Consider the following 25,444-nt stretch of genomic DNA (forward strand, 5'->3'; position numbering starts at 1 on the left):
AGCCTGGCGTCATTTGAACAAGCCATTGGATGACTGAATGAATACAACAACACTACCGCGTCGGTATCGGGCGTGGGGACTTTCCGTGATGGTGCCGCTGGCCTTGTCCGCCTGCCTGACGACGACAGGCGGCGAACAAGCCGGCGTGCAACAACCCGCGCCTCAGGCCAATCAGCCCAGCGTGCGCTACTCCTCCCACTCTCCGGCGCTGTCGGAAAAACCGGATTACCCGCACGGCCTGCCGCCGGCGGCGCCGGATAACGGCGGCGCGCAGCCGCCGGCCAAGCCGCAGGGCCAGCAAGGCCAGATCGCGCGCAAGGCGGCCCGGACGGATGCCGCCGCGCCGGCCTATGCCGACTGCGACGAGGCCAAGCTCGGCCAGCTGTCCGGCCAGGCGCTGGTGCGTTACGTGGCCAGCGTGGACGGCACTTGCATGAACCGCCTGTTCCAGGCGGACAACTTCAGCTACCGCGTGGTGTCGCCGGCCAATATGCAGCTGGTGGCGGCCGAGGCGCGCCAACGCGCGACCGCCTGGGATGGACAGAACGCCAACGGTCTGTGGCCGCTGGCGGTGTTCCTGAAGGCGGGCTACTTCCTGCAGTACAGCCACGCCAAGGAAGTGGGCGATTACGGTCCGGCGGTGGACCAGCCGGTGATGCAGGTGGTGGAGGCGATGGCCGCCAATCCGGCGCTGTGGAACGTCAAGGCCATCGACAGCCGCGGCGACCACGACGCGTGGTATCGCGAACGCGACGCCCGCCAGAGTGTGGCGGAAACGCTGATCCTGGCCGACTCGGTGCGCAAGGCCGACTACGCGCTGCCGCTGCTGAACCGCTTCTTCAGCCGCTACAACGCCGCGGCCAAGGACAATTGGGCGCGCTTCGCGCTGCATCCGATGCAGACGCTGCTGTTCAATATGCATTACCAGCCCGAGTTCGCGCAGAAAGTGGAGAAGGGCCAGCTGGACGGCCTGGTGGCCAGCCTGGCAGGGCTGACCCGCGCCGGCCAACCGGCTTTCGCCGATGAGCAGATGTTCCTCAACACCCTGCGCGAAACCGGCCGTTTCATGCAGTACCCGCGCACCGCCCCGCAGGCCGAGGCCGCCGTCGCCCTGCATCTGAAGGGCGAGAAGTTCGGCGCCGCCTGGGCCGAGGCCGTGTACGCGCTGAAGAAGATGGGCAAGGTGCCGTGCGAACGCTATGGCATCTGCCAGGCGGAGCAGGAACTGCGCGCCAGTCTGTTCCCCAATCGCTGGAGCTTCGACAACGGCAAGCTGGTGTTCGAAACCCCGCTGAGCCTGGCCGAGGTGGAGCCGCTGTACTATGCGATGAAGCAGGTGCAGACCCAGCTGTTCCGCGTGGCCGGCACCAAGGAAGCGGTGGCGAACGATCCCAACGAAAAGCTGAAGATGGTGATCTACGGCACCAAGACCGCCTACCAGCGCTTCCAGGGCCTGCTTAATGAGCTGTCCACCGATAATGGCGGCATCTACATCGAGAAGGACGGCACCTTCTACACCTTCCAGCGCGAAGTGCCGCGCGAGAGTTATCTGACCCTGGAAGAGCTGGTGCGCCACGAATACGTGCACTACCTGTCCGGCCGCTACATCCAGCCGGGCATGTGGGGCACGTCCGAGTTCTACCGCGACGACCGCCGCATGCCGTGGTATGACGAGGGCTTCGCCGAATTCATGGCCTGGAGCACTTCGCGCGACGGCATCAAGGTGCGCGGCCACGTGGTGGACGTGGTGGCGAACGGTTGGCCGAACAGCTTCCTGGAGCCGTCCCGCATCATGCGCTCCAGCTATAGCGACGGCTGGGACTTCTACAGCCATTCCGCGCTGTGGTTCTACTACCTGAACCAGCAGCAGCCGGGCAAGATCGCCGACATCCTGGCCTCGCTGCGCGCCGACGACGTCAAGCGCTTCGACGCCTTGGTGAACAGCATGGGCGGCGACGCCGCGCTGGTGTCCGGCTTCCGCCAGTACGTGGACCAGCAGGTGCAGCTAGCCAAGTCCGGCCAGTTGGGCAATACCTCCACCGCCGAAGGCGTGGACTGGGTGGCCAAGGACAAGTGGCAGGCCGGTGACGCCGGCGCGGTGGAAGCCGCGATGCGCCGCTCGCTGCCGGTGGGCTGCCAGGTGTGGGCCGACGGCGAAACCAGCGCGCTGCGCCGCTTCGAATGCAGCGGCACACTGCCGCTGTCCGCCAGCGACAACACCCGCGCGCGCCAGGAGCTGGACAAGCTGCTGGACGGCGCGTTGCAGAACCTGGTGAAGACCAGCGGCGTCAACAATCTGATGGCGACCAATTGCTCGGCCACCGACTACGACTTCAAGCGCAAGACCGCGGTGTTGCGTTGCGAAGGTCCGTTGGGTCCGGCCGGCAGCGCCAAGCCGCAACCGCCGCAAACCGGCGAGCTGAACCTGGCCAAGCTGAGCTACGCCGGTCCGGCGCGCTGCCTGCGCGGCCAGCTTCAGGGCGTGGGCGGCGTGGAGCGCTATCACCTGGTGCAGGCGCCGCAGCTGGGCCGCGCGGCGATGTCCGACTGGGGTTCGTTCACCTATCGCCGCGACCTCGATCAGCCGGGCGTGGCCGACAAGATGACTGTTCGCCTCAGCAAGGGCGCGCAATCCCGCGACGTGGTGGTGGAGCTGAACGCGACGCCGCGCGACATGCCCGAAGAACAATGCTGGGCGCAGGCGGGTTAATGGGTTCCTCTGTTTAGAGAACTAGAAAAGCCGGGTTTGCCCGGCTTTTTCTTTGGTCCGCGGCAAGGCGCAGGCGTTTACAGCGGCTGCACGGCGATGGAGCCGGGCTTTTCCAGCCACTCGAGAAAAGCGTCGCCCAGCCGCTGGCTTTCCGACGTGGCGGCGCGCCAGTGCTGGCGGCGCAATTCGTCGCGTCCCAGGTAGCGGCGGAAATCCTTGCGGTCCGGCAGGCGGCGGCCGGGGAGGGCGGCCAGGTATTCGCGCGACGGCGCCAGCAGCACGGTATTGGCGTGATTGGCGGCGCCGGGCTTGCGCCAGGGCAGCGGCTTGTCGAACCAGCCGGGCACGATGCGGTCGGTGAAGTGCGGATACAGCGCGATGTCGTCGCCGTGGGCGAATGGGAAGTCGATGTGGTAGTCGGTGAGCCCGCCGTCGCGGTAGATCGCCGCCGGCGCGTCCGGCAACTGCACGCCGTGCAGCACGCCGGGTATCGCCACCGTTCCCATCAGCGCCTGTTCCAGATTGCCGGCGGCTAGCGGATAGAGCCGGGTGGGAATGGCGTCGGCCGGCTGGAAGCGCAGTTCGCTGCGCGGATCGTGGCAGATCACCCGGCTGAAGCTGTGGCGGATCAGCGGGCGGGAGACGGCGTTCAGCGCCGCCGCCAGCGCCAGCCCGGGCAGCAGCGAGGATTTGGCCTCGCGGTTGGCCAGCCCGCGCGATTGCACCAGCAGCAGGCTCAGCCGGTGATGGGGGTGCGCCAGGATGTTTTCGAAACCATCCGGTCCCAGAATGTCATGCAGCATCCGCCGCGTCTGCGCGGTGATCTGCGCGACGGTGACGCCGGGATGGTAATGCTCCTCGGTATAGCGTTCCGCCAGCCGCGCCAGCGCCTGGGCGGGATCCGGCTGCATCGCGCAGGCGAAGCGCCAGCCGCCTATCGACGCGCCCACCAGTTCGCGTTGCCGCGGCGCGCCGGCCAGCCAGCCGAACACCGCCTGGTCCAGCCCGGTGAGGCCCACGGCTTTGGGGCCGCCGGCCGCGCCGGGAAGAATGCCCACCTGGGCCGGGTGGAGTCCCTGTTGCAGCAATCGGCGCGCGCGGGCGCCGGCCTTGATCACGAGTGGCGCTTGGCGGATATGAATGGCGGTCATTAGGATATAAAGTGGCGAAATGGCGAAGCGTGGTCGGGTTTGATATCCTGTGGCGTTTCGAATTCAAGCGCGCGCTGGCGCGCCGCTGTTCAGGAGTCCCCCCATGATACCCGCAAGCCAACTGACCGACTATCTGCGAGAGCAGGCCCTGAAACTCGATGTGACCGAACTGCAGATCGCGGTGATGACATTGCAGGCTGTGATCGCCGTGAACAAGCCGACGCCCAGCCGCGACCTGTACCGTTACAAGGTGCCCAAGCTGGGCGAGGGCGGCAGCTGCTCGCTGTTCGACGAACTGGACGAAACCCCTTACGACCTGCGCGTGGTGCTGGGCGTGGAAACGCCGGAAACCACTGCTGGGCTGGTCAACCTGAACGCCTTGCTGGACTCGGTCAACGCCAAGATCGGCGCCGACTGGCTGGGCATCTACCGCAAGATCGGCATCGGCAAGAACGCGGTGCTGGTCAAGCTGGCCTACAAAGGCGTGGAAAGCCGCGCCGAGTTTCCGTTGACGGAGGCGTTCGCGGAGTTCAGCAACAACAGTCGCGTCGGCCTTACCGGCTGGGCGGTGGTGGTGGACGACATCGATCAATGGCGCGCCGAAGGCGGCGGCTACTACGAGTGTGATCCCAAGGTGAAGAGCGAGATCTGCCTGCCGGTCTTGCGCAGCGACGACAACGTGCTGGGCATCATCGACGCCGAGTCGTTCACCGCCGGCCACTTCACGCCGGAGCGCCAGGTATGGCTGGCGGCGCTGGCCATCGTGCTGCCGCAGATCCTCGCCAATCTGCCGCCGCTTGAAAACGGGGAAAGCCTCCCCAACTAAGCATCATCACAGGCCGCCGCGCGGCCTTTTCGCATTGCATTCCTCAGCGTTGGAGAAGTCATGTCGCCGCACCCGCAACCCGCTCCCGAACCCATCATCCAGTACATCGCCAGCTGCAAGCTGCCCACGCCGTGGGGAGAGTTCGCCATGCATGGCTTCGAGGAGGAAAGCGGGCAGGAGCACGTGGCGCTGACGCTGGGCGAGGTGGGCGACGGCCAGCCGGTGCTGGCGCGGCTGCACTCGGAATGCCTGACCGGCGACGCGCTGTTCTCCTTGCGTTGCGATTGCGGCTTCCAACTGGAAGCCGCGATGGAGGCGATCAGCAAGGCTGGCCGCGGCGCGCTGCTGTATCTGCGCCAGGAAGGCCGGGGGATCGGCCTGATCAACAAGATCCGCGCCTACAAGCTGCAGGACGGCGGCGCCGATACGGTGGAAGCCAACGAGCGGCTGGGCTTCCCGGCCGATATGCGCGATTTCCGCATCGCCCGCCACATGCTGGAGCATCTGGGCATAGGCAGCGTCAAGGTGATGACCAACAATCCCCGCAAGCTGGCCACGCTGGAGACTGCCGGCATCAAGGTGGTGGAGCGCGTGCCGCTGCAGGTGGGCCGCAATCCGTACAACGACCGCTACCTGGACACCAAGGCCGCCAAGCTGGGGCATATGCTGTTCAAGTGACAGGCGCTTGGCGGCGATGCCTGGACTCGCCAAGCGATGATAGTTGTAATATAATGAACATTCTTATCTGGGGGCGACCTGGTTTCGACGGGGGTTGCGAAGCAGATGGGGGCATACCGGGATTTCAGTCACCCCGTAAAACACTGAATTTTTTTAGTCGCAAACGACGAAACTTACGCTCTAGCAGCCTAACGGCCGGCTAGACACTACAACGGTTCGCAGATGGGCCGGGGGCGTCAAAACCCTGTAGTGTCACTCTACATCTGCTAGTGCTGCTCCGGGTTACTTGGTTCAGTGCGAAATAATAGGTAACTCGCCAAAGTCCAGCCTGTCCGTCGGCGTGGCGGAGGTTAAATCCAAATGACACGACTAAGTATGTAGAACTCACTGTAGAGGACTTTCGGACGCGGGTTCGATTCCCGCCGCCTCCACCAGTTTCCAGCCCCGGCTTTCGCCGGGGCTTTTCATTGCCTGAAAGGGCGTTCTGCAAAAAAGCGACGGGCGCTTCGCGGCGACTTGTTCTGCATCAAGCAATCATGCCATTGATATTTTCCTCTGGAAGCCAATCCGGCAGACTTTAACATGTATTAATTATGCATTTTAAGGGGGCCCTTGCGCCCACGGTGTCAGTCTGGCGTGTCCGGCGGCTGCGTCCTTGCTGCATTCGCCTCCGGCGCGCCGATATCAGGCGAGGAGTGTTGCGGTGAAAAGATTGCTGAAGAACGGATTTCCCTTGTCCGGCGTTTTGGCGGCGGCGCTGTCCTGTTTGGCCGCGTCGGCGGGCGCAGGGCCCTTGCCTATCGTCCATCAGGCGCTGGTGGCGCCGCCCATGATGCCGCCGCCGATCACGCGCAAGACGCCGGCCCGGGTGGTGGTGGATTTGACGGTGGAGGAGGTGGAGCGCGAGATCGCGCCGGGTTCGCGCTACATGTTCTGGACCTTCGGCGGCACGGTGCCGGGCAAGATGATACGGGTGAGGACCGGCGATACCGTGGAGCTGCATCTGAAGAATCTGGCCAGCAACAAGCTGCCGCACAACATCGACCTGCACGCGGTCACCGGGCCGGGGGGCGGCGCGCCGCAGACGCTGGTGGCGCCGGGCAACCAGGCGGTGTTCAGCTTCAAGGCGCTGAATCCGGGCCTCTATGTCTACCACTGCGCCACCGCGCCGGTGGGCATGCACATCGCCAACGGCATGTACGGCATGATTCTGGTGGAGCCGGAAAAGCCACTGCCCAAGGTGGATCGCGAGTACTACGTGATGCAGGGCGAATTCTACACCGGAACCGGGTATCGGGCCGGCGGGCTGCAGCCCTTCGACATGCAGAAGGCGATAGATGAAAAGCCGACCTATGTGCTGTTCAACGGCGCGGACCGCGCGCTGGCCGGCAATAAGGCGCTGACCGCCAAGGCCGGCGAAAAGGTCCGCATCTATTTCGGCGTCGGCGGGCCCAATCTCGCTTCCAGCTTCCACATCATCGGCGCGATCTTCGACAAGGTGTACAACGAGGGCAGCGTCCATTTTCAGCGCAATGTGCAGACTACGATGGTGCCCGCCGGCGGTTCGGCCATCGTCGAGTTCACGCCCAAGGTGCCGGGCAGCCTGACCCTGGTCGACCACTCGCTGACACGGGCCTTCAACAAGGGGGCGATCGGCCTGTTGACGGTCAGCGGCCCCGAGCGGCCCGACATCTATTCCAAGGGCGTGATCAGCGCGCTGGGCGCGGCATCGCCGGTTTCGGCGAAACCCTCCCCGGGCGAAGACGCGCCGGTCAATGCCGAGCCGCCGCAAACGCATGAAGCCGCGCCAGCCGATCATGGCCGGGCGGTGTTCAGCAAGAACTGCGTGGTTTGCCATCAGGCCAATGCCCAGGGGCTGGACGGCGTGTTCCCGCCGCTGGCCAATTCCGATCTGATCCAGAAGCGTCCGCTGGAGGCAGCCAGGATCATCCTGGGCGGCCGCGCGGGGCCGATCACCGTCAACGGCGTCAATTACAACGGCGTGATGCCCGCGCTGGACTTGTCGGACCAGGAGGTGGCTGACGTGCTCAACTATGTCAGCACGCAGTTCAACCATGGCAAGCCGGTAGTCACGGTGGACGAGGTGAAGACGCTGCGGGCGCAGCGGCAATGAGCGCGCGCCTGGCGCTCGCGCTGGCGTGTTGCGGGTTGTTGGCGTGGCATACGGCGCGGGCCGCCGATTATGCGGCGGTATCGGGCGGAGCTTTCCGCAGCGCCTTGTCTCCGGATGGCGCGGCCGTGGCGGTCAAGCCGTATCGGCTGAGGGCGAGGCCGGTCACCAATGGCGAGTTCCTGCGCTTCGCGCAGGCGCATCCTGAGTGGCGGCGGGGGGCGGTTCCCGCCCTGTATGCCGGGGGCGGATATCTCGCCGACTGGCGCGCCGCGGACGATTTTGGCGATCTGCCTGAGGACGCGCCGGTCACTCGCGTCAGCTGGCATGCGGCGCGCGCCTATTGCCGCAGCGAAGGCGCGCGCTTGCCCGCGTGGGGCGAGTGGGAGATGGCGGCGGCGGCCGATGCAGGGCGCCGCGACGCTCGGGATGATCCGCAGTGGCGGGCGCGCATTCTGCAGTGGTACGCGCAGCCGACTAGGCGGCTGCTGGCACCGGTAGGGCGGGAGCCCAATGTCTGGGGCATTAGCGACTTGCATGGCTCCATCTACGAGTGGGTGGAGGATTTCAACGGCCTGTTCGTCACCAGCGACAGCCGATCCCAGGGGGAGCAGCGCACGCTGGCCACCTGCGGCGCGGCGGCCTTGTCGCTGGGAGACAGGGAAAACTACGCGATCCTGATGCGCATCGCGATGCTGGCGGCGCTGAACGCCGCCGACACCGTGGGCACGGTGGGTTTCCGCTGCGCCAGGGATGAACCGGAGGAAAGACCATGAGGGGATGGAAAGGCGGCCTGGCCGCATGTTTGCTGGCGCTGGCGTCGAGCGGGGCCTGGGCGGGAAATGATCTGCCGGGCGATTCCCTGTACCGGCTGGACGCGCCGCTGACCACGCAGCGCGGCGACGCGCTGAAGTTCTCGGATCTGGCCGGCAAGCCGGCGTTGATCACCATGTTCTACGGCGATTGCAAACTGGCTTGTCCGATCGTGATGGAGGGCGTGAAGTCCATCATCGCCGCGCTGCCGGCCCGGGACCGGGATCGGGCGACGGTGCTGATGGTGAGCTTGAATCCGGGGGCGGACACGCCGGCAAGTTTGTCGCATCTGGCGGGCGAGCACGGAATCCGGGCGCGGAACTGGCTGCTCGCGGTCGGTAAGTCGGACGAAGACACCCGCGGCGTCGCCGCCGCGCTGGGCATACGCTATCGGCGGCTGGATAGCGGCGAGATCAACCACTCCACCCGCATCGTGGTGACAGATCCGCAGGGCCGGATTGCGGCCTCCACCGAGGATATCGGCCCCAAGCCCGATCCGGCGGTGGTCAAGGCGCTGCATGGCCTGCTGAAATAGCAGTCAGTCGCCGCTGCGTAATGGTGGCGGCCCGCTTCCAGTTCTTTAGGTGGAGTGCTGCTGTCTATGCTGTTGAAGTTTTGTCTTGCATGTGGACGGCGGCAGTGTCGCCGGCTGCCTGGCGCAGAGCTTCCATCAGCGCGGCAAGCTCCTCTACGGGCAAGGTGAATATGAAGGGCAGCATCAGGCCACCGGGCGGTCTGGATTTGCCCGAATCTTTGGTGTGCTGGTAGCAAACGTAGGTTTGTCCCATGCCGAGGTGGATGACGCTGACGCGCTCGATGTCTTTCCAGCGGATATCGCGCTGCATGCGTCTGTTGCCGCCGGTGATCCGAAACCCGGTTTCGTCCAGTTGAATTTGTGGCGGAGTTCGGTAGGCCCAGCTTGTCAGCGCGGCAAGGGAGAGCAAGACGGCGCTGCCGGCCAGCCATCCCCAGTGAGGAGCCAGCAGGTACATCAGCGCGGACAGCATGGCGAGCGCGCAGATGGCCAGCATCATTCGCCGGTGATGGCTGAGGGAGGCTTGGAGCGTGAGGGGCAGTTCCACGTCGATTTCGCCATCGTTCAAAGTAGAGTCGAGAGGGGCGTGCATTTTAGGGCTTGTAGTTTGGTGAATGAGTCGAGTGTTCTGGCAGCCATTGTTCCAGTGAGCGCAATTCTTGCGCGTTCACTGGATCGGTGGCGCCATAGACTAGGCGGGTATGAATATTGATGCGCTGGTTTCGATGCAGGCATTGGCAGGGCATCGGTTTCAGGCATCATGTCTTCGTTCAGAGCAGTCAATTGCCGCGCTTCGCTGGAGCGGGTAATGGTCTGCCTGAGCGTCTCGATTTTCAGATTGGAGAATTGCGACCTGTCCACCATTCATTTCTCCAGCTGCCAGAACAGTGGCTGGACGAAAGGGGACCACAGCGCGGTGCGCACGCCGGCTTCGGCCAGCGCGTCGCGCGTCCATTGGTTGCAGGTGACGATGGGGTTGTAGCGGCCATGGGCGGCGTAGAAGGCGTCGTTGTCGCCGTAGTGGCGTCCGGTTTCCTGCAAGGCCCGGTTGTGGGCGTCGAGCGGCGCGCTTTGGCGGATGAAGTCCGCCAGCCGGCGGTATTGTTCCGGGCTGATCAGGATGCGCCGGGTGTCCTTGCCCTCCTTGGGCTGGGGCAGGTATTCCACGTGCAGCACGCTTTGGTCGAACGCCAGCGCGGCCAATGCCTTGCCGGCGCTCAGGTCTTCCCAGTTTTGTATGGTCAGGAAGAATACCTTGCTGCCCCAGCCGATGGAGATGTAGGGCGAGCGCGCGTACAGGTCTGGGCGGCGGATGTGTTCCGGAGGAAAGGCGGCGGTCCAGTCCTGCGCATCGGTCTTGACCGGCATGATCACGCTGGTGTGCACGCCGTTGCTGTCCAGGTAGATGGGGATGCCGTTCGCGGGCGGCGCCCAGCCGCGGTTGCTGGGCAGCAGTCCCAGCGCCAGCGCGGCGAGCAGGTAGCAGATCAAGAGCGCGGGGATGGCCAGCAGCAGGCGCAGGATAAGGCGGCGAAAGGCGGAGCCGGAAATATGCATGGTGATGTCGGCTGGTCAGCGGCGGGATATCAGGGGCTTCTTATTTACATTGGGTGGTTGGTGTGTGTCAAATATCCATTGCCACTTGCGCGGGCGCGGGGCTTGGGCAGGGCAAGCAGGGGGCCGGAGCCTGCGGCGTCGCGGCGCGGGTGCCCAGAATGCGAAACACCCCGCCAGGGCGGGGTGTTTGTCTTGGGGCTCAGTGGTGGTCGTGCCGGTAGGCGAATACCGGCAACTGCCATTCGCGCCACAGCGCGACCAGGCGCAGCGCCAGGCCGAAGGCGAAGCTGGCGATCACGTTCCAGTCGTGGGGCATGGCCAAATGGTTGAGGCCCAGGTACAGGATGGCCACCAGCAGCGACACGCTGGCGTACAGCTCGCGGCGGAATACGATGGGCACGCGGTTGCATAGCACGTCGCGCAGAATGCCGCCGGCGATGCCGGTGATCATGCCGGCCATCACGATGATGACCGGGTGGTAGCCCATGCCCAGCGCCACGTCGCAGCCGATGATGGTGAACGCCACCAGGCCCAGCGCGTCCAGGATCAGGAACAGGCGGTTCAGATGACGCATGTAGCGGGCGACCAGGACCGCGGCCAGGCCGCCGGCCACCACCAGCAGCACGTATTCCGGATGCTGGGTCCAGCCTATCGGATAGCGGCCCAGCACGATGTCGCGCACCGTGCCGCCGCCCAGCGCGGTGAGGAAGGCGATGACGGCTACGCCGAAAATGTCCATGTGGCGGCGGCCGGCCGCCAGCGCGCCGGTCATCGCTTCCGCGGTGATGGCGATCAGGTAGATCAGGGTCAGCATGATGAAATCTTATGGGGGTGGAACGATGGAATGCCAGCCGGAGCGATGGCGCGCGGATGACGGAAAACAGAAATGAGACGCGAAAGGCTCGCGCCGAGGCATGGATGAGCGGACAAGGCAAACTCCTGGACGGTTTCCGGGTTGGGTAACAGCCTCTCCCCTTGTCCTTTTACCTGAGAGTTGCGCGGCCTTTGGCCGCTTGCCCCTTCGGTGGGCCGCGCGGGGCGGCCTCTCTCCAATCGGCTTGAATCGATACTGCGCTGCGGTACGTTTGCCTGAGCGATTATGGGAGCTTGCGTCTTCGGCGGGGGCATGGCCCCTCTCTCCCGCAGAAGTGGAATATTAGCTTTCGCTATTGCAATAGTCAATGCGGGAACCGAGTCGCCCCGGTTCCCGCGCATGGCTTACGCCTTGCCTCGTTTGCCGGGCGCTGAAGCGGCTGGAGACGCGCCTGGCGCCTGGCCGTTGGCTTTGCCAGTAGGCTTTCTCGCAGCGCTTGTCCGCGCGGCAGGCTTGGCTATCGGCTTGATCTCGTCCGACGTTGGCTTAGGCGCTGCGGGCTTGGCGGTTTTTCCAGGCGTTTTGGCTGCCGGCGAGGGCTTCGTTGTGGCCGGTTTGCTTGCTGCCGGCCTGGCGGTTTTCGCCGATGGTTTGGCGGCCGGCGCGGGCTTGCTTGTCGCAGCCTTCGCGGAAACGGTTTTGCCGGAGACGGGCTTGGCCACGGGGAGCGAAACGGCGGGGGCGGCCTCGACCGGGATCTGCGAGCGGACCGCAGGCTCCGCTTCAGCCCGAGCTGCGGGAGAGGCGGCGCGGATCGCGGCGGCGGCGTCGAGCTCCAGCGTCTTGGCCACTTGGTCCAGCCGCGCCTGGTGCTCGGCAGGGATGGGACCGTTCAGCGCCAGCAGATCGCGGGCCAACAGCCAGGCTTGATGGCGGCGGCGGGCATCCGGCAGCAGCAGGGGCAGGCCGCGCAGCGCGCGCGGCGCGTCCAGCCGCACCAGCGCCACCTGGTGGCGGACGATGTCCTTCAACTGCATCAGCGTCAGCGGGTACTCGTGGCGCACGTCGCGCATCACCCGGCGGATGGCGTTGAAGGGCCGCTCGTCCACCACGCCGATGCCGATGCTGACGTAGAGCAGCAGCCGCACGAAGCCGTCTGCCAGCGTGCCTTGCTCGAAGCTGGGGTCCAGCGCTTCGCGCTTCAGTCGGGCCAGTTCGCGGCTTTCCCAGGTCAGCGCCTGGCTGCGCGGCTCGCCGGCCGGCGCGACGCCGACCAGCGTCGCCAGCTGCGGCGATTCGTAGATCGCGCGGAACAGCTGCTCCTGCGCGGCGTCGCGCAGATCGCGGTAATGGTCGAGCGACTGGACAATGAAGCCAGATAGCTGTTCCTGCCACATCCACAGCGGATTGTCGGCCGCGACCGGCCGGCGCTGCTCGCGCACCTTGTCGGCCAGGTCCGGCAGCCACCACAGCCACGGGTTTTTCGGCGATACCAGCGTCCGCTCCAGCCGGGCCGGGTGCAGCTCGCGCAGCAGGCGGGCGCCGGCCTCGTTGCTGGCGGCGCGCAGCGCGGGCGAGACGTAGCGGTCGTACAGGCCCTGGTTGATCTCGGATACCCGCTTCACCACTTCGAAAGCGCGCTCGTCGTCGCGGCCGTCGTCCAGGGCCAGGATGTCGGAGACGTCGCGGGCTTCGAAACGGATGATGTAGCGGCCCTCGATGTACTCCTGGCCCGGCGCGTCCGGCGCGATGTCCTCGATGACGGCCTCGTACAGCCCGGGGGCCAGCACGTCGATCAGGTCCAGCGCGCTGGCGAATTCGCTGTGCTCCTTGTTGGCGACGCCGGCGGACACGAAGATGCCGAGGTGGCCCACTTTGTTGTGCAGGCAGTAGACGATGGTCTGTTCGTTGTTGCGGATGTCCTCCGCGTTGTCGTACAGATCGGCGATCCAGTTCAGCGCCTGTTGCGGCGGCGTGATGTTGTCGCCCCAGGACGCGAACACCATGATGGGCGAGCGGATGTTGCGCATGTCCACCCGGGCCTTGCCGTCATGGCTGGTGATCTTGCCGTGGACCAGCTCGTTGCCGACGAACAGCTTCTGGGTGATCCACTCCATTTCCGCCTTGTTCAGCAGGTAATGGCCGCCCCACCAGCGCTCGAAGTCCAGATAGCGCTGCGGCTCGGTGTCGATCTTGGCGTACAGGTTGTAGGACTTCTTCCACAGCGTGTTGGCCGGGTCCAGCTTTTCGAAATTCTCGACCAGATGGGCGCCGTCGAAATGGCCGTTGCCCAGATCGCCGGCCAGCGACGCGGTCCAGGTGCCGCCGTTCAGGCCGCCGGCGTAGCGCATCGGGTTCTTGCCGCGCACGCCGGCCCAGTACGACAGCGGCGAGCCGGCCAGCAGGATGGGGCCGACCAGCTCCGGCGCCACCGAGGCCAGCATCGCCAGCGCCCAGCCGCCCTGGCAGTTGCCGATGACGAAGGGCTTGCCGTCGCTGTCCGGGTGCAGCTCGTTGACGCGCTTGAGGAAGTGTCCCTCGGCCTTGGCCACGCTTTCTATGGTCTGGCCCGGCACCGGCTGAGGGAAGAACATCACGAAATAGCAGGGATGGCCCTGCTGCAGCGCGATGCCGATCTCGCTGTCCATCTTGAAGCCGCCGATGCCCGGCCCATGGCCGGCGCGGGGGTCGATGACGACGAAGGGGCGCTTGGAGGGATCGGTGGGCGGGCAGTTCGACGGCGGCTGGATCGCCGCCAGCGCGTAGTTGGCCGGATCGGGCAGCTCGCGGGCGTCCATGATGATGCGGTAGTCGAAAACAAGCACCGGCGGTTTGCCGCTTTCGCAGTGCTCCAGGTAGGCTTCGCCGCGGCGGTACAGCGTGTCCCAATACAGGATGCCGCGCTGGCAGGCGTCCAGCCAGTAATCAAACAACGGTTGAGGGAACGGGAACTTCCCGTCTTGAACTGCAGCAGTTGACCACATTGCAACCCCTTGTTCTTGAACGGTAGGAAAAGACGCGACGGCTCATCGCGAGCCATGGCCGTCACTGTACTCGTTATCTGCTGCGATGCAATAAATGCGAATGGTCTGGCGCCGATATGTGGCGTACAGCCATCAATTTGTTGCGGCGCAAACAGGAGTTCGAGTCGCGGCGGCCGTTTCCAGTTCCTTGACCATCACCACGCTGGCGTAGGCTTTGTCCGGCCATTGCAGCGGCGCTTCGACGCGGTAGCCGCGCTTGCCGTAGCGTTCTACCAGATGGGACGCGGGTTCGGCGGTGTCCAGGCGGATGCGAAGATAGCCCTGGCTGCGGGCCCAGGCCTCTGCGGCGTCCATCAGTTGCGAACCTAGACCGCATCCTTGCCAGACGGGATCGACGCCGAACTGCATCAGCACCGCGCCGTCCGGCTGGCGGAATTGCGGACAGGGCGAGGCCGGTTGCGGGTGATGCACTGTGATGGTGCCGGCCAGCGCATTCCCGCGCCATGCCAGCAGGCAGTGGCCGCCGGCGATGCGGCGGCGGGTCACGGCCACGCTCTGGTCCACCGCGGTGTAGCGCAGGCCCATCGCGGCCAGCTGGGCGTAGGCGCGGTGCAGCAGCGCGGTCAGTTGTTCCAGGGAGTCGGTTTCGGCCAGCGGGCGCAGCGTGAACATGTTTTCAACCATCGTGTGCGGGAAACCGGGGATGAAGCAATTGTCATGCCGGGCGGATGTCCGCGCGCTGCCAGTCGCCGGCCATTTCCTCGCTGATCAGCTGTTCCGAGACGAAATCGATGAAGGCGCGCACCGCCGGCGACAAGCCGCGGCGGGTGGGGAAGGCTGCGTGCAGAATGCCCCAGGGAAAGTCGTACTGCGGCAGGATGTGCCGCAGCCGTCCGTCCGCCAGCGCCTGGTGGCAAACGTTGGCTGGCAGCGCGGCGACGCCGATGCCGGCGATGGCCGCTTCCAGCAGCACGATCATGTCGTCGGTCATCAGTCTGGGCGTGTCCAGGTGGATGGTGTAGCTCTGGCCGACATTGTCCAGCAGCACCCATTGGCCGCGGCCGTCCGGGCGGCTCATGGTCAGCGCGGGCAGGGCGGCTAGCTGTTCCGGAGCCGCCGGCTCGCCGTGGCTTTCCAGAAAGGCCGGGCTGGCCACCAGGATCACCCGGCTCCGTCCCAGCCGGCGCACCACCAGGCTGGAACTGTCTTCGATCACGTTGCGGACCCGGATCGCCACGTCCACGCCTTCTTCTATCAGGTCGACGCGGCGGTTGGTGGCGTCGAGGATCACCCGCACCTGCGGGTGGAGCGCCAGAAAGCGCGGCAGCGCGGCGCTGAGCATGGTTTTGGACAGCAGCTCCGGGCAGCTGACGCGGATCAGGCCGCGCGGCTCGGCGCTGCTGTGCAGCACCGCCTCGTCGGCCGCCTCGGCCTCGGCCAGCATCGCCTGGCAATGCTGATAGTACTGGCCGCCGATCTCGGTCAGCGACAAGCGGCGGGTGGTCCGTTGCAGCAAACGAACGCCCAGCCGCGCTTCCAGCTCGGCCACGCGGCGGGACAGTTTGGACTTGGGAATGCCCAGCACGCGTCCGGCGGCCATGAAGCCGCCGTGCTCGACGACTTTGGCGAAGTACAAGAGATCGTTCAGGTCCTGCATGATTGTCTCACTGATGGAACAATGTTTCCGATTTTAACAGTCTAGTCCTGATTGTTGCGGATATCTATCATCCACTCATCGCAATCGAACCCCGAAGGACCCAGACCATGAAACTGCTTCACCTCGACTCCAGCATCCTGGCCGACAACTCCGTCACCCGCGAACTGTCCGCCGTCGTCGCCAACACCCTGCGCCAGCGCCACGCCAATGTGGAAACCAGCTACCGCGACCTGGCCGCCAACCCGATCGCCCACTTGTCCGGCGAAATCGTCGGCGCGCGTTTCGCGCCCGAATCCGACTGGACCGCGACCCAGCGCAGCGAAGCCGCGCTGAGCGAGCAGTTGATCGAGGAATTCCTGGCGGCGGACGTGCTGGTGATCGGCGCGCCGATGTACAACTTCTCGATTCCGACGCAGCTGAGAAGCTGGATCGACCGCGTGTTCGCCGCCGGCCGCACCTTCAAGTACACCGAAACCGGCCCGGTGGGCCTGGTGAAGGACAAGAAAGTGGTGCTGGTGTCCGCCCGCGGCGGCGTGCACAGCGGCGAGCAGGGCAGCCTGATGGACTTCCAGGAAGACTATCTGGTGAAAGTGCTGGGCTTCCTGGGCGTCAGCGATGTGGAAATCATCCGCGCCGAAGCAGTCAATATGGGTCCGGACAAGCGCGCCACCTCCATTCACATGGCCAAGGAGGCCATCGCCAAGCTGGCGCTGTAATACCGGCTGGCCATGAAAAAGCCCGGCTTTCGAGCCGGGCTTTTTTGCGTCCATGTCATTCCAGCGGCAGCTTCAGCACTTGATCCACGCTGGCTTCGCTCAAGTAGCGGCGCAGGATCGCGCGCAAGGCGCCGTCGTGGTACATCCTGCGCAGCTCCTGATGCCAGAGTTCGGCGGCGGCCGGCGTGAACCGCGCCTTGCTCAGCGCGATGGAGCCGGAGATGGTGTCGGCGTCGGGGAAGAAGTCGCGCGCGTTGATCAGTTGTTCGGCGCGGTGGGCGCGAAACCATGGATCGTAGCTGATGGGGTGCGCGAGAACGACATCCACCAAACCGTTGATCAGCATGCGATACAGGTCGTCTTCGCTTTCCGCGATCACCAGTTTGTGTTGCTGGGCGAGGTCGTTCAGCAGCCGATCCTGGGCGGGGCTGTGGCGATAGCCGCGTATCACTCCCCAGCGCAGGGAGGAGGACTTGAGCAGGTCGTCTAGCGAATCGGCCCGGCTGGCGCGCGGCAGCAGCACCATGTTCTTGCTGTGGTTGTAGGGATACAGCCACAGATAGCGCTGGCGTTCCGGCGTGATCAAGGTTGAGGAGCCGATATCGGCCAGTCCGATTTCCAGTTGCTTGAGCGCGCGGATGCGCGGGTAGTCCGTCTCCGTGCGGATCGGGCAATCAAGCCGCCGAGCCAGCTCGCGCACCAAGTCGACATCGTAGCCCTTTCCCTGGTGGTAGGCGACGCCGAAGTCGTAGTAGGCAATGGCCAGCGGGCCCTGCGGACAAGCGGGATTGCCGGCCTGCGCGGCCAGGGGCAGCAGGAGCGGAATCAGCCAGCCGGCCAGCCGAGGCGAGGGGAGCTTGCGCATCATTCCAGCGGCTTTTGCATCATCTGCTTGGCGGCGCTCTCATTCAGATAGCGGCGCAGGATGTCGTACAGGCTGCCGTCCTGGTACATTTTCAGCAGCTCCTGATGCCATTTCTCGGCGGCGGCGCGGCTGAACCGCGCCTTGCTCAGCGCCAGGCCGCTGGCGACCATGTCGGTTTCCGGATACAGGTCCAGCACCACGATCTGGTTGGCGTTGGGCAGCTCTCGCATCCAGCGCCCGTAGCTGAAAGGCTGGGCGAAAACCGCGGTGACCACGCCGCTGCTCAGCATTTTGTACAGATCGTCCTCGTCGGTGGCGATCACTACCTTGCGCCGGGCGTTCAGTTCTTCCAGCAGCTTGTCTTGCGAGGGGCCGTGGTGGTAGCCGCGTATCGCGCCCCAGCGCAGCGCCGGGTCTTCGCGCAGCGCAGCCAAGGTTCTGGCCTGGACGGCCGGGTTCAGCAGCACCATGTTCTTGGTGTGGTTGTATTGGTAAATCCATGAGTATTGCAACCGGTCCGGCGAAGCCAAGGTGGATGGGCTGACGTCGATTTGTCCGCTGGACAGCATTTTCAGCGCGCGCAGCCGGGGCAATTCGGTCTCGCTGGCGATGGGGCAGCCCAGCCGGCGGGACAGCTCTCGGACCATGTCCACATCATAGCCCTTGCCGTCGCGGTAGGCGGCGCCGATCTTGTAGTAGCCGATCTTGAGCGGACCGTTGGGGCAGGCAGGATTGGCCGCGGCCAGGCTGGTCGCGGAGAGCAGCAGGGCAAGCAAGGGTGGAATGTTTCGCCGCATTTCGTATGTCACCTCTGAATATTGCTTCTTCTTCCCCTGGGCATATCGCTGAAATGCCGGTTTCCAGCGCCGCCGCAGTCCTGGGCGTGGACGGCGCTGCCATCGTCAGAGAACCGGCGCGCGCAGCAGGTAGTCCGTGGTTTCTTCGCTCAGGAAACGACGGAATATCTCGCGCAAGCTCCCGTCGCGATACATTTTTCTTAGTTCCGCATGCCATAGCTCGGCCGCGGATTCCGGAAACCGTTTTTTGCTGAGCGCCACGCCGCCCGCTGTCGCCTCGACATCGGGAAACAGATCCAGCACGACCACCTGTTTGCGGATATTCGGATCCTGGAGCCAGTCGTCATAGCTGGTGAGGTGGGCAAGCGCGCCGGTGATGACGCCTCCGGCCAGCATTTTGTACAAATCATTTTCGTCGACCGCCGCCACCACCTTGTTTCTCTTCGCCAGCTCGGCTAGCAGCTGGTCTTGCATCGGGCTGAATTTCCAGCCGCGGATCACGCCCCATCGGAGCTTCGGATCGTTCGGCAAGGCTGCCAATGTGCGGGCTTGGACTTCCGTGCGCAGCAACACCATGCTCTTGCTGTGCTTGTAGGTGTAGATCCAGGCGTATTGGAGGCGGTCCGGCGTGGGGGTGGCGGAGGTGGCGATGTCGATTTCGCCGATTTGCAGCAGCTTGAGGGTCCGAACCCATGGAAAGACGCTTTCGCTGGCGATGGGGCAGCGCAGGCGACGCGCGATTTCCCGTATCAGGTCCACGTCGTAGCCGCGGCCGTCGCGATAGGCCAGGCCGTATTCGTAAAATCCTACTTTGAGCGGTCCGGAAGGGCAGGCGGGATTGTTTTCCGCGGCATGGGCAAGGGACGTTAGCCATAGCAGGCCGACAACGGCAAGTCTGTAAATTCGCTGCATGCTAACGCGCCATCCGGAAGTCTTTGATTTCAATAATAGCCGCGCTGCTGGCGGCTGCTACCCCGGGCTGGCTATGGCGAGGGCGCTTGTCGGGCCGGGCGTGGCTGTTTGGGAACGGGGCAAGCGCAAAAAACAGGCGGGGCGGGCGCTCCGCGATGGGGCGAGGCTGGCTTGGGAAGGGCGCCATCCGGCGCGGGAGGGCAGGCCGCCGGCCGGGACGGAACCCGGCCGGCGCGAAGGGTTACAGCTTGATCAGCGTGCTCTTCAGCTCGGTGTATTTCTCCAGCGCGTGCAGCGACTTGTCGCGGCCGTTGCCGGACTGTTTATAGCCGCCGAAGGGGAAGTTCATGTCGCCGCCCTCGTCATAGCAGTTCACCCACACGGTGCCGGCGCGCAGGCGGCGCGATACCTGGTGAGCGGTGCTGACGTTGGAGGTCCACACCGCGGCCGCCAGTCCGTAGGCGGTGTCGTTGGCGATGCGGATGGCGTCGTCCAGCTCGCTGAAAGTGATCACCGACAGCACCGGTCCGAAGATCTCCTCGCGGCAGATGGTCAGGTCGTCGCTCGGGCAGTCGAAGGCGGTGGGCTCGATGAACAGGCCCTTGTCGGTATGCACGGCCTTGCCGCCCAGCAGCAGGTTGGCGCCTTCGCTCAGGCCCTTGTCGATGTAGTTCAGCACCTTGCGGTACTGGATCTCGTCGACGATGGCACCCATGCTGGTGGCCGGATCGAGCGGGTCGCCCGGGAAGAAGCCGGCGGCGGCCTTCTTAAACTCCTCGAGGAAGCGCTCCTTGATGTCCTTGTGCACCAGCACGCGCGAGCCGGCGGTGCAGACCTCGCCCATATTGTAGAAGATGCCGCTGGCGGCGGAACGCGCGGCGAGGGCCAGGTCCGGGCAGTCCGGCAGGATGATGTTCGGCGACTTGCCGCCCAGCTCCAGCCACGCCCGCTTCAGATTGGATTGGGCGGCGTAGCCGGCGATCAGCTTGCCCACATTGGTGGAGCCGGTGAAGGCGACGCAGTCCACGTCCATGTGCAGCGCCAGCAGGCGGCCGACGTCCCCGGCGCCGGGCAGCACCTGGAAGATGCCGTCCGGGATGCCGGCCGCTTTGGCCAGCGCGGCGACGCGGATCGCGGTCAGCGGCGATTTCTCCGACGGCTTGACGATGACGGCGTTGCCGGCGGCCAGCGCCGGGCCGAATTTCCAGCTCGCCATCAGGATCGGGAAGTTCCACGGCACCACCGCGGCCACCACGCCGATCGGCTCGCGGGTCACCAGGCCGACCAGCTTGGGATCGACCGGCACCACTTCGCCGCCCACCTTGTCGATCGCCTCGGCGAACCATTCCACGCAGTAGGCGGAGGCCGGCACGTCGACGGCGGTGGTGTCGCCGATGGGTTTGCCGGCGTCCAGCGTTTCCAGCAACGACAGCTCGTCGGCGTGCTCGCGGATCAGCGCGGCGAAGCGCTTGAGCACGGCGGCGCGCTTGAGCGGCGCGAGTTCGGACCAGACGCCGGACTCGAACGCGCGGCGGGCGGCCTTGACCGCGGCCTCCACGTCGGCTTCGCCGCAGTGGGCGATCTCGGCCAGCTTGGCGCCGTTGGCGGGGTTGACGCAATCGAAGCGCTTGCCCTCGGCGGCGTCGCGGTATTCGCCATTCACGAAGGCGCGGCCTTCAATCTTCAGTTCTGCTGCAAGTTGCTTCCATTCGGCGTGACTGCGGGCCATGCTGCTCTCCTCGTCGAGTGATGTTGTTGAGCGGAATTAAGCTTTCAGGCTGAAACGGGACTGCATAGTTCGATCAGCGCGCCGTCTGGCGCGCGCACGTAGGACACGGTCTGTCCCCAGGGTTTTGTCTTCGGCGGCGACAGCTCGGCCGCGCCGTGCGCCAGCGCTTTCGCGTGGGCGGCTTCCACATCGCCGGTGACCAGGCCGATCTCCATGCCCAGCGGCCTGGCGGACTCGTCGGCGCGGATGTGGCCGTCGGGCAGGTTGCCGGCGGCCAGCTCATGCTGGGCGAAGGACAGCGTGGTTTCGCCGGTGTCCAGCTCGCCGTAGGTTTCGGATTGGTGCAGGAATTTGCGCTTGAAGCCGAAGGCGGATTCGAAGAAGCGCAGTGAAGCCGGCACATCCGGCACGTAAATAATGGTGTAAGCCAGCTTCAAAATGTTTCCCTCTTAGAATGTGGGCGGCGAGCTGGCGCTCACCACCTCGCAGATGTCGTCGCCGACATTGCGGAAGCGGTGCGGCAGCTTGCTGTCGAAGTAGTAGGCGTCGCCCGGGCCCAGTACCCGGCTGTCGTTGCCCACTGTCACTTCTATGCTGCCGCGGATGATCACGCCGCCTTCCTGGCCTTCGTGAACCAGCATGTCCGGGCCGGTGTCGGCGCCGGGCACGTAGCGTTCGCGCAGGATGGCGATGTCGCGCTTGTCGTGCGCGGTGCCCACCAGCATCAGATTGATGTCCTCGTTGCCGAGGTTGGGCAGCTCGTCCGCCTGGTAGAACACGCGCGGCTGCGCCGGCTCGGCGTCGAAAGTGAAGAATTCTGCCAGGGTTATCGGCAGTCCTTCCAGCACCTTCTTGAGGGAACTGACCGAAGGGCTTACCCGGTTCTGCTCGATCAGAGAGATGGTGCCGTTGGTGACGCCCGCGCGTTTGGCCAGCTCTCTTTGCGACAATCCGAACCGCGTTCTGACCATTCTCAAGCGTGCGCCGACATCCATTCTTCCTGCTCCATCAGTATGTTAATAATTTTAGACAACTGCGGCATTGTAGCGCGATAGAAGGCAAATGTGCTTGCTGCGTCGCAAAATCGAATATCTTTGCAACGGCCAGGTTTTATAGTCAGAATCAAGTTGAAAGGGCAAGCGGGATGTGAATTTTCTTAAACGGCGTTTGTCTGCCTGTGCAGGGCAAAACCAGTTGGAGACGACTATGTTGATCGGCGTTCCGAAGGAAATCAAAAACCATGAGTACCGCGTGGGTCTGACCCCGTCCGGTGTCCGCGAGCTGGTGGCGAACGGGCACAAGGTACTGGTGCAGACCCACGCGGGTCTCGCGATCGGCTTTACCGACGAGCAATACATCCAGGCCGGCGCGTCCATCGCCTCCAACGCGGAAGAGGTGTTCGAGCGCGCCGACATGATCGTCAAGGTCAAGGAGCCGCAGCCGGTGGAGTGCCGGATGCTGCGCCCGGGCCAGATTCTTTTCACTTACCTGCACCTGGCGCCGGACCCGGAGCAGACCAAGCTGCTGATCGAGTCCGACTCGGTGGCCATCGCCTACGAAACCGTCACCGACGAGCGCGGCGGCCTGCCGCTCTTGGCGCCGATGTCGGAAGTGGCCGGCCGGATGGCGATCCAGGCCGGCGCGCACGCGCTGGAAAAGGCGCAGGGCGGCCGCGGCGTGTTGCTGGGCGGCGTGCCCGGCGTGGCGCCGGCTAAAGTGGTGGTGATAGGCGGCGGGGTGGTGGGGCTGAACGCCGCGCGGATGGCGATGGGCGCAGGCGCCGACGTCGCCATCCTCGATAAATCGCTGGCCCGGCTCAAAGAGATAGACATGGTGTTCGGCGGCCGCATCAAGACCCTGATGTCCAACGGCGCCAACATCGACGACAGCATCCGCGACGCCGACCTAGTGATCGGCGCGGTGCTGATTCCCGGCGCGGCCGCGCCCAAGCTGGTGACGCGCGCGATGCTGAAGACGATGAAGCCGGGCGCGGTGCTGGTGGACGTGGCGATAGACCAGGGCGGTTGTTTCGAGACCAGCCGGGCCACCACCCACCAGGACCCGATCTACACCGTGGACGGCATCGTCCACTACTGCGTGGCCAATATGCCGGGCGGCGTCGCCCGCACCTCCACCCAGGCGTTGACCAACGCTACGCTGCCATACACGCTGGAGCTGGCCAACAAAGGCTGGCGCCAGGCGCTGCTGGACAATGCCCACCTGCGCAACGGACTTAATGTCTGCCGCGGGCGGGTCACCTACCAGGCGGTGGCGCGGGACCTAGGCCACGCTTACGTCGATCCGATAGAGGCCATCAAGGCCGCAAGCTGATAGGAGCGCAGCAAGCCATGTCGCAAGCAATGATAGGCATCCCGTGTGATCTGAAAATGATCGGCCTGCTGCCGTTTCACGCGGTGGGCGACAAATACATCGCCGCCGCGGCCGGCGGGGCGGGCGGCCTGCCGGTGTTGATTCCGTCGCTGGGCGACGACGCGCTGCTGCGCGCCACGCTGGCGACGCTGGACGGCGTGTTGTTGCCGGGCTCGCCGTCCAATGTGGAGCCGCGCCACTACGGCGGACCCAATAGCCGGGTGGGCACGCTGCACGATCCGCGCCGCGACGCCACCACGCTGCCGCTGATCCGCCTGGCGTTGGAGGAGGGCGTGCCGCTGCTGGGCATTTGCCGCGGCTTCCAGGAGATCAACGTCGCGCTGGGCGGAGAGCTGCACCAGCACGTGCAGGAAGAGCCGGGCCTGCGCGACCACCGCGAGGTGGAGGGCGACGACATCGCCGCGATGTACGCGCCGGCGCACCGGGTGGACTTCGCCGAAGGCGGCTTGCTGGCGGAATGGTCAGGCGAGCGCTCGGCGATGGTCAATTCGCTGCACCAGCAGGGCATCAAGCGGCTGGCGCCCAGCCTGATCGCCGAGGCGCACGCCGAGGACGGCCTGGTGGAGGCCTACCGCGTCCGCAACGCCAAGGGTTTCGCCTTCGCCGTGCAATGGCACCCGGAATGGCTGTACTGGGACAATCCGTTGTCCCAGGCCATCTTCCATGCCTTTGGCGAGGCCTGCCGGATGAGGAGGGAAAGCCGCAAGGGATGAATGCCATGCGCGCCGGACGAGGAACCCGGCGCGAGTCTCGATGACTCATAAAGTAGCACCTCCCGATCCAGAGCCGCAGCCCAGCGGCCGGGGAGACCATAGAGGAAGCGTTATGAATCACCAGATCAACGAGTGGTTGCGAGAGCACCGAATCACCGAAGTGGAATGCATCGTGCCGGACATGACCGGCATCGCCCGTGGAAAGATCGTGCCCAAGGACAAGTTCGTTTCCGATCCGGAAATGCGCCTGCCCGAGGCGGTGCTGATCCAGACCGTGACCGGCGACTATCCCGACGACAGCCTGCTGGACTTGACCGACCCCGACATGGTGCTGGAGCCCGATCCGAACACGCTGCGCTATGTGCCGTGGGCGGTGGACCCGACGGCGCAGCTGATCTACGACTGCTGCCGCGCCGACGGCAGCCCGGTGGACGTGGCGCCGCGCAACGTGCTCAAGCGCGTGCTGGGCCTGTTCGACGAAATGGGCCTGGAGCCGGTGCTGGCGCCGGAGATGGAATTCTACCTGCTGTCGCCCAATCCCGACCCCGACATCCCGCTGGCCGCGCCGATCGGCCGCACCGGCAGGGCGGAATTCGGCCGCCGCTCCTACTCGATCGACGCGGTCAACGAGTTCGACCCGCTGTTCGAGGACATCTACGATTACTGCCACGCGCAGAATCTGGAAGTGGACACGCTGATCCATGAGATCGGCACCGCCCAGATGGAAATCAACTTCCTGCATGGCAACCCGCTGGACTTGGCCGACCAGGTGTTTCTGTTCAAGCGCACCGTGCGCGAGGCCGCGTTCCGCCACAATATGTACGCCACTTTCATGGCCAAGCCGATGGAGAACGAGCCCGGCAGCGCCATGCACATCCACCAGAGCCTGGTGGACAAGAACACCGGCCGCAACGTGTTCACCAACGAGGACGGCAGTCCGTCCGACATCTTCTTCCACTTCATCGCCGGCCTGCAGAAATACGTGCCGCAGACCATGCCGCTGTTCGCTCCCTACGTGAACTCATTCCGTCGTTTGTCTCGCTACACCGCGGCGCCGACCAATGTCGAATGGGGTTACGACAACCGCACCGTGGGCCTGCGCATCCCGCACTCGTCGCCGGCCGCGCGCCGCATCGAAAACCGGGTGCCGGGCGTGGACGTCAATCCCTACATCGCCATCGCGGCCACGCTGGCCTGCGGCTACCTGGGCATGGCGAACAAGCTGCGCCCGACCGAGCCGAGGCAGACCGACGCCTACGAGCTGCCTTACCAGTTCCCCAACAGCTCGGAAGAGTCGCTGCTGCAGCTGGCCGGCTGCAGCGAGATCGCCGAGGTGCTGGGACCGCGCTTCGTCAAGATGTATGTGGCGATGAAGGAAAAGGAGTTCGCCGAGTACTTCCGCGTGATCAGCCCATGGGAGCGCAAGTTCCTGCTGCTGCACGTGTGATGCGCGGATCATCCGCGC

23 protein-coding genes, 1 other RNA gene and 2 riboswitches are annotated in these 25,444 nt (G+C 65.1%); of the genes, 11 read left to right on the forward strand and 13 right to left on the reverse strand.

The features are described from left to right. Positions 1-88: 88 nt before the first annotated feature. A complete protein-coding gene (locus ACX17K_RS00085; protein WP_493773598.1) occupies positions 89-2,710 on the forward strand; it encodes a M9 family metallopeptidase N-terminal domain-containing protein in 2,622 nt (873 codons plus the stop codon). 77 nt (positions 2,711-2,787) lie between these two features. Here the strand turns inward: ACX17K_RS00085 and ACX17K_RS00090 are convergent, their stop codons facing one another. Further along, positions 2,788-3,828, reverse strand: coding sequence for a hypothetical protein (locus tag ACX17K_RS00090; protein WP_493773180.1), 1,041 nt, complete (start codon positions 3,826-3,828; stop codon positions 2,788-2,790). A 136-nt stretch (positions 3,829-3,964) separates the two neighbouring features. Between ACX17K_RS00090 and ACX17K_RS00095 the strand changes: the two genes are divergently transcribed. The 6 genes from ACX17K_RS00095 (at position 3,965) to ACX17K_RS00120 (ending at position 8,844) form a co-directional block, all read left to right on the forward strand. Then, positions 3,965-4,687, forward strand: coding sequence for a GAF domain-containing protein (locus ACX17K_RS00095; protein ID WP_493773181.1), 723 nt, complete (start codon positions 3,965-3,967; stop codon positions 4,685-4,687). 60 nt (positions 4,688-4,747) lie between these two features. Next, positions 4,748-5,365 (forward strand): GTP cyclohydrolase II, encoded by a 618-nt coding sequence (gene ribA / locus ACX17K_RS00100; protein WP_493773182.1) that lies wholly within the window; start codon positions 4,748-4,750, stop codon positions 5,363-5,365. A 69-nt stretch (positions 5,366-5,434) separates the two neighbouring features. Next, positions 5,435-5,799: a transfer-messenger RNA gene (ssrA, locus tag ACX17K_RS00105) on the forward strand. Positions 5,800-6,068: 269 nt separating this feature from the next. Continuing rightward, positions 6,069-7,499, forward strand: a complete 1,431-nt coding sequence (gene nirK / locus ACX17K_RS00110; protein WP_493773183.1) for a copper-containing nitrite reductase — start codon at positions 6,069-6,071, stop codon at positions 7,497-7,499. Next, the gene (locus tag ACX17K_RS00115) at positions 7,496-8,272 is read left to right on the forward strand and encodes a formylglycine-generating enzyme family protein (RefSeq protein WP_493773184.1); all 777 of its coding nucleotides are present in this window, start codon (positions 7,496-7,498) and stop codon (positions 8,270-8,272) included. The genes nirK and ACX17K_RS00115 overlap by 4 nt, the downstream gene beginning before the upstream one ends. Beyond that, entirely contained in the window at positions 8,269-8,844 is a 576-nt protein-coding gene (locus ACX17K_RS00120; RefSeq protein WP_493773185.1) for an SCO family protein, read from the forward strand. Before ACX17K_RS00115 ends, ACX17K_RS00120 begins: the two co-directional genes overlap by 4 nt. Positions 8,845-8,908: 64 nt before the next feature. On the opposite strand, the gene ACX17K_RS00125 is transcribed toward ACX17K_RS00120, so the two are convergent. From ACX17K_RS00125 to ACX17K_RS00150, 6 genes are all read right to left on the reverse strand, one after another. Continuing rightward, positions 8,909-9,436, reverse strand: coding sequence for a hypothetical protein (locus ACX17K_RS00125; protein ID WP_493773186.1), 528 nt, complete (start codon positions 9,434-9,436; stop codon positions 8,909-8,911). A gap of 272 nt (positions 9,437-9,708) precedes the next feature. Next, positions 9,709-10,401, reverse strand: a complete 693-nt coding sequence (locus ACX17K_RS00130; protein ID WP_493773187.1) for a TIGR02117 family protein — start codon at positions 10,399-10,401, stop codon at positions 9,709-9,711. 199 nt (positions 10,402-10,600) lie between these two features. Next, entirely contained in the window at positions 10,601-11,215 is a 615-nt protein-coding gene (locus ACX17K_RS00135) for a trimeric intracellular cation channel family protein (protein WP_021478083.1), read from the reverse strand. Positions 11,216-11,366: 151 nt separating this feature from the next. Continuing rightward, a riboswitch (glycine riboswitch) is annotated at positions 11,367-11,464 on the reverse strand. A gap of 4 nt (positions 11,465-11,468) precedes the next feature. Next, positions 11,469-11,554, reverse strand: a riboswitch (glycine riboswitch). A gap of 65 nt (positions 11,555-11,619) precedes the next feature. Next, positions 11,620-14,199, reverse strand: a complete 2,580-nt coding sequence (locus tag ACX17K_RS00140) for a DUF3141 domain-containing protein (protein ID WP_493773188.1) — start codon at positions 14,197-14,199, stop codon at positions 11,620-11,622. Between the two features lie 132 nt (positions 14,200-14,331). Continuing rightward, positions 14,332-14,871: a GNAT family N-acetyltransferase gene (locus ACX17K_RS00145; protein ID WP_493773189.1), complete on the reverse strand. Its 540-nt coding sequence runs from the start codon at positions 14,869-14,871 to the stop codon at positions 14,332-14,334. 43 nt (positions 14,872-14,914) lie between these two features. Further along, positions 14,915-15,856 (reverse strand): LysR substrate-binding domain-containing protein, encoded by a 942-nt coding sequence (locus tag ACX17K_RS00150; RefSeq protein ID WP_493773190.1) that lies wholly within the window; start codon positions 15,854-15,856, stop codon positions 14,915-14,917. Positions 15,857-15,963: 107 nt separating this feature from the next. On the opposite strand from ACX17K_RS00150, the gene ACX17K_RS00155 reads away from it, so the two are divergent. Next, positions 15,964-16,572 (forward strand): FMN-dependent NADH-azoreductase, encoded by a 609-nt coding sequence (locus ACX17K_RS00155; protein WP_231153761.1) that lies wholly within the window; start codon positions 15,964-15,966, stop codon positions 16,570-16,572. 55 nt (positions 16,573-16,627) lie between these two features. Here the strand turns inward: ACX17K_RS00155 and ACX17K_RS00160 are convergent, their stop codons facing one another. The 6 genes from ACX17K_RS00160 to ACX17K_RS00185 all read right to left on the reverse strand — a co-directional run bounded on the left by ACX17K_RS00160 (position 16,628) and on the right by ACX17K_RS00185 (position 21,870). Then, positions 16,628-17,440, reverse strand: a complete 813-nt coding sequence (locus tag ACX17K_RS00160) for a substrate-binding periplasmic protein (RefSeq protein WP_493773191.1) — start codon at positions 17,438-17,440, stop codon at positions 16,628-16,630. Continuing rightward, positions 17,437-18,234, reverse strand: coding sequence for a substrate-binding periplasmic protein (locus tag ACX17K_RS00165; protein ID WP_493773192.1), 798 nt, complete (start codon positions 18,232-18,234; stop codon positions 17,437-17,439). The genes ACX17K_RS00160 and ACX17K_RS00165 overlap by 4 nt, the downstream gene beginning before the upstream one ends. 105 nt (positions 18,235-18,339) lie before the next feature. Continuing rightward, entirely contained in the window at positions 18,340-19,146 is an 807-nt protein-coding gene (locus tag ACX17K_RS00170; protein ID WP_493773193.1) for a substrate-binding periplasmic protein, read from the reverse strand. Between the two features lie 241 nt (positions 19,147-19,387). After that, the gene (locus tag ACX17K_RS00175) at positions 19,388-20,875 is read right to left on the reverse strand and encodes an aldehyde dehydrogenase (protein ID WP_493773194.1); all 1,488 of its coding nucleotides are present in this window, start codon (positions 20,873-20,875) and stop codon (positions 19,388-19,390) included. Positions 20,876-20,919: 44 nt separating this feature from the next. Beyond that, positions 20,920-21,312, reverse strand: coding sequence for a VOC family protein (locus ACX17K_RS00180; RefSeq protein WP_493773195.1), 393 nt, complete (start codon positions 21,310-21,312; stop codon positions 20,920-20,922). A 12-nt stretch (positions 21,313-21,324) separates the two neighbouring features. Continuing rightward, on the reverse strand, positions 21,325-21,870 hold the full coding sequence (locus ACX17K_RS00185) for a cupin domain-containing protein (protein WP_021478072.1): 546 nt from the start codon (positions 21,868-21,870) through the stop codon (positions 21,325-21,327). Between the two features lie 211 nt (positions 21,871-22,081). On the opposite strand from ACX17K_RS00185, the gene ald reads away from it, so the two are divergent. The 3 genes from ald (at position 22,082) to ACX17K_RS00200 (ending at position 25,426) form a co-directional block, all read left to right on the forward strand. Beyond that, a complete protein-coding gene (gene ald, locus ACX17K_RS00190) occupies positions 22,082-23,206 on the forward strand; it encodes an alanine dehydrogenase (protein WP_021478071.1) in 1,125 nt (374 codons plus the stop codon). Positions 23,207-23,223: 17 nt separating this feature from the next. Beyond that, a complete protein-coding gene (locus tag ACX17K_RS00195; RefSeq protein ID WP_493773196.1) occupies positions 23,224-23,979 on the forward strand; it encodes a gamma-glutamyl-gamma-aminobutyrate hydrolase family protein in 756 nt (251 codons plus the stop codon). Positions 23,980-24,091: 112 nt separating this feature from the next. Beyond that, positions 24,092-25,426: a glutamine synthetase family protein gene (locus tag ACX17K_RS00200; RefSeq protein ID WP_231153781.1), complete on the forward strand. Its 1,335-nt coding sequence runs from the start codon at positions 24,092-24,094 to the stop codon at positions 25,424-25,426. Positions 25,427-25,444 lie beyond the last annotated feature (18 nt).

Source organism: Chromobacterium sp. INPA-IVC (genome assembly GCF_059047085.1).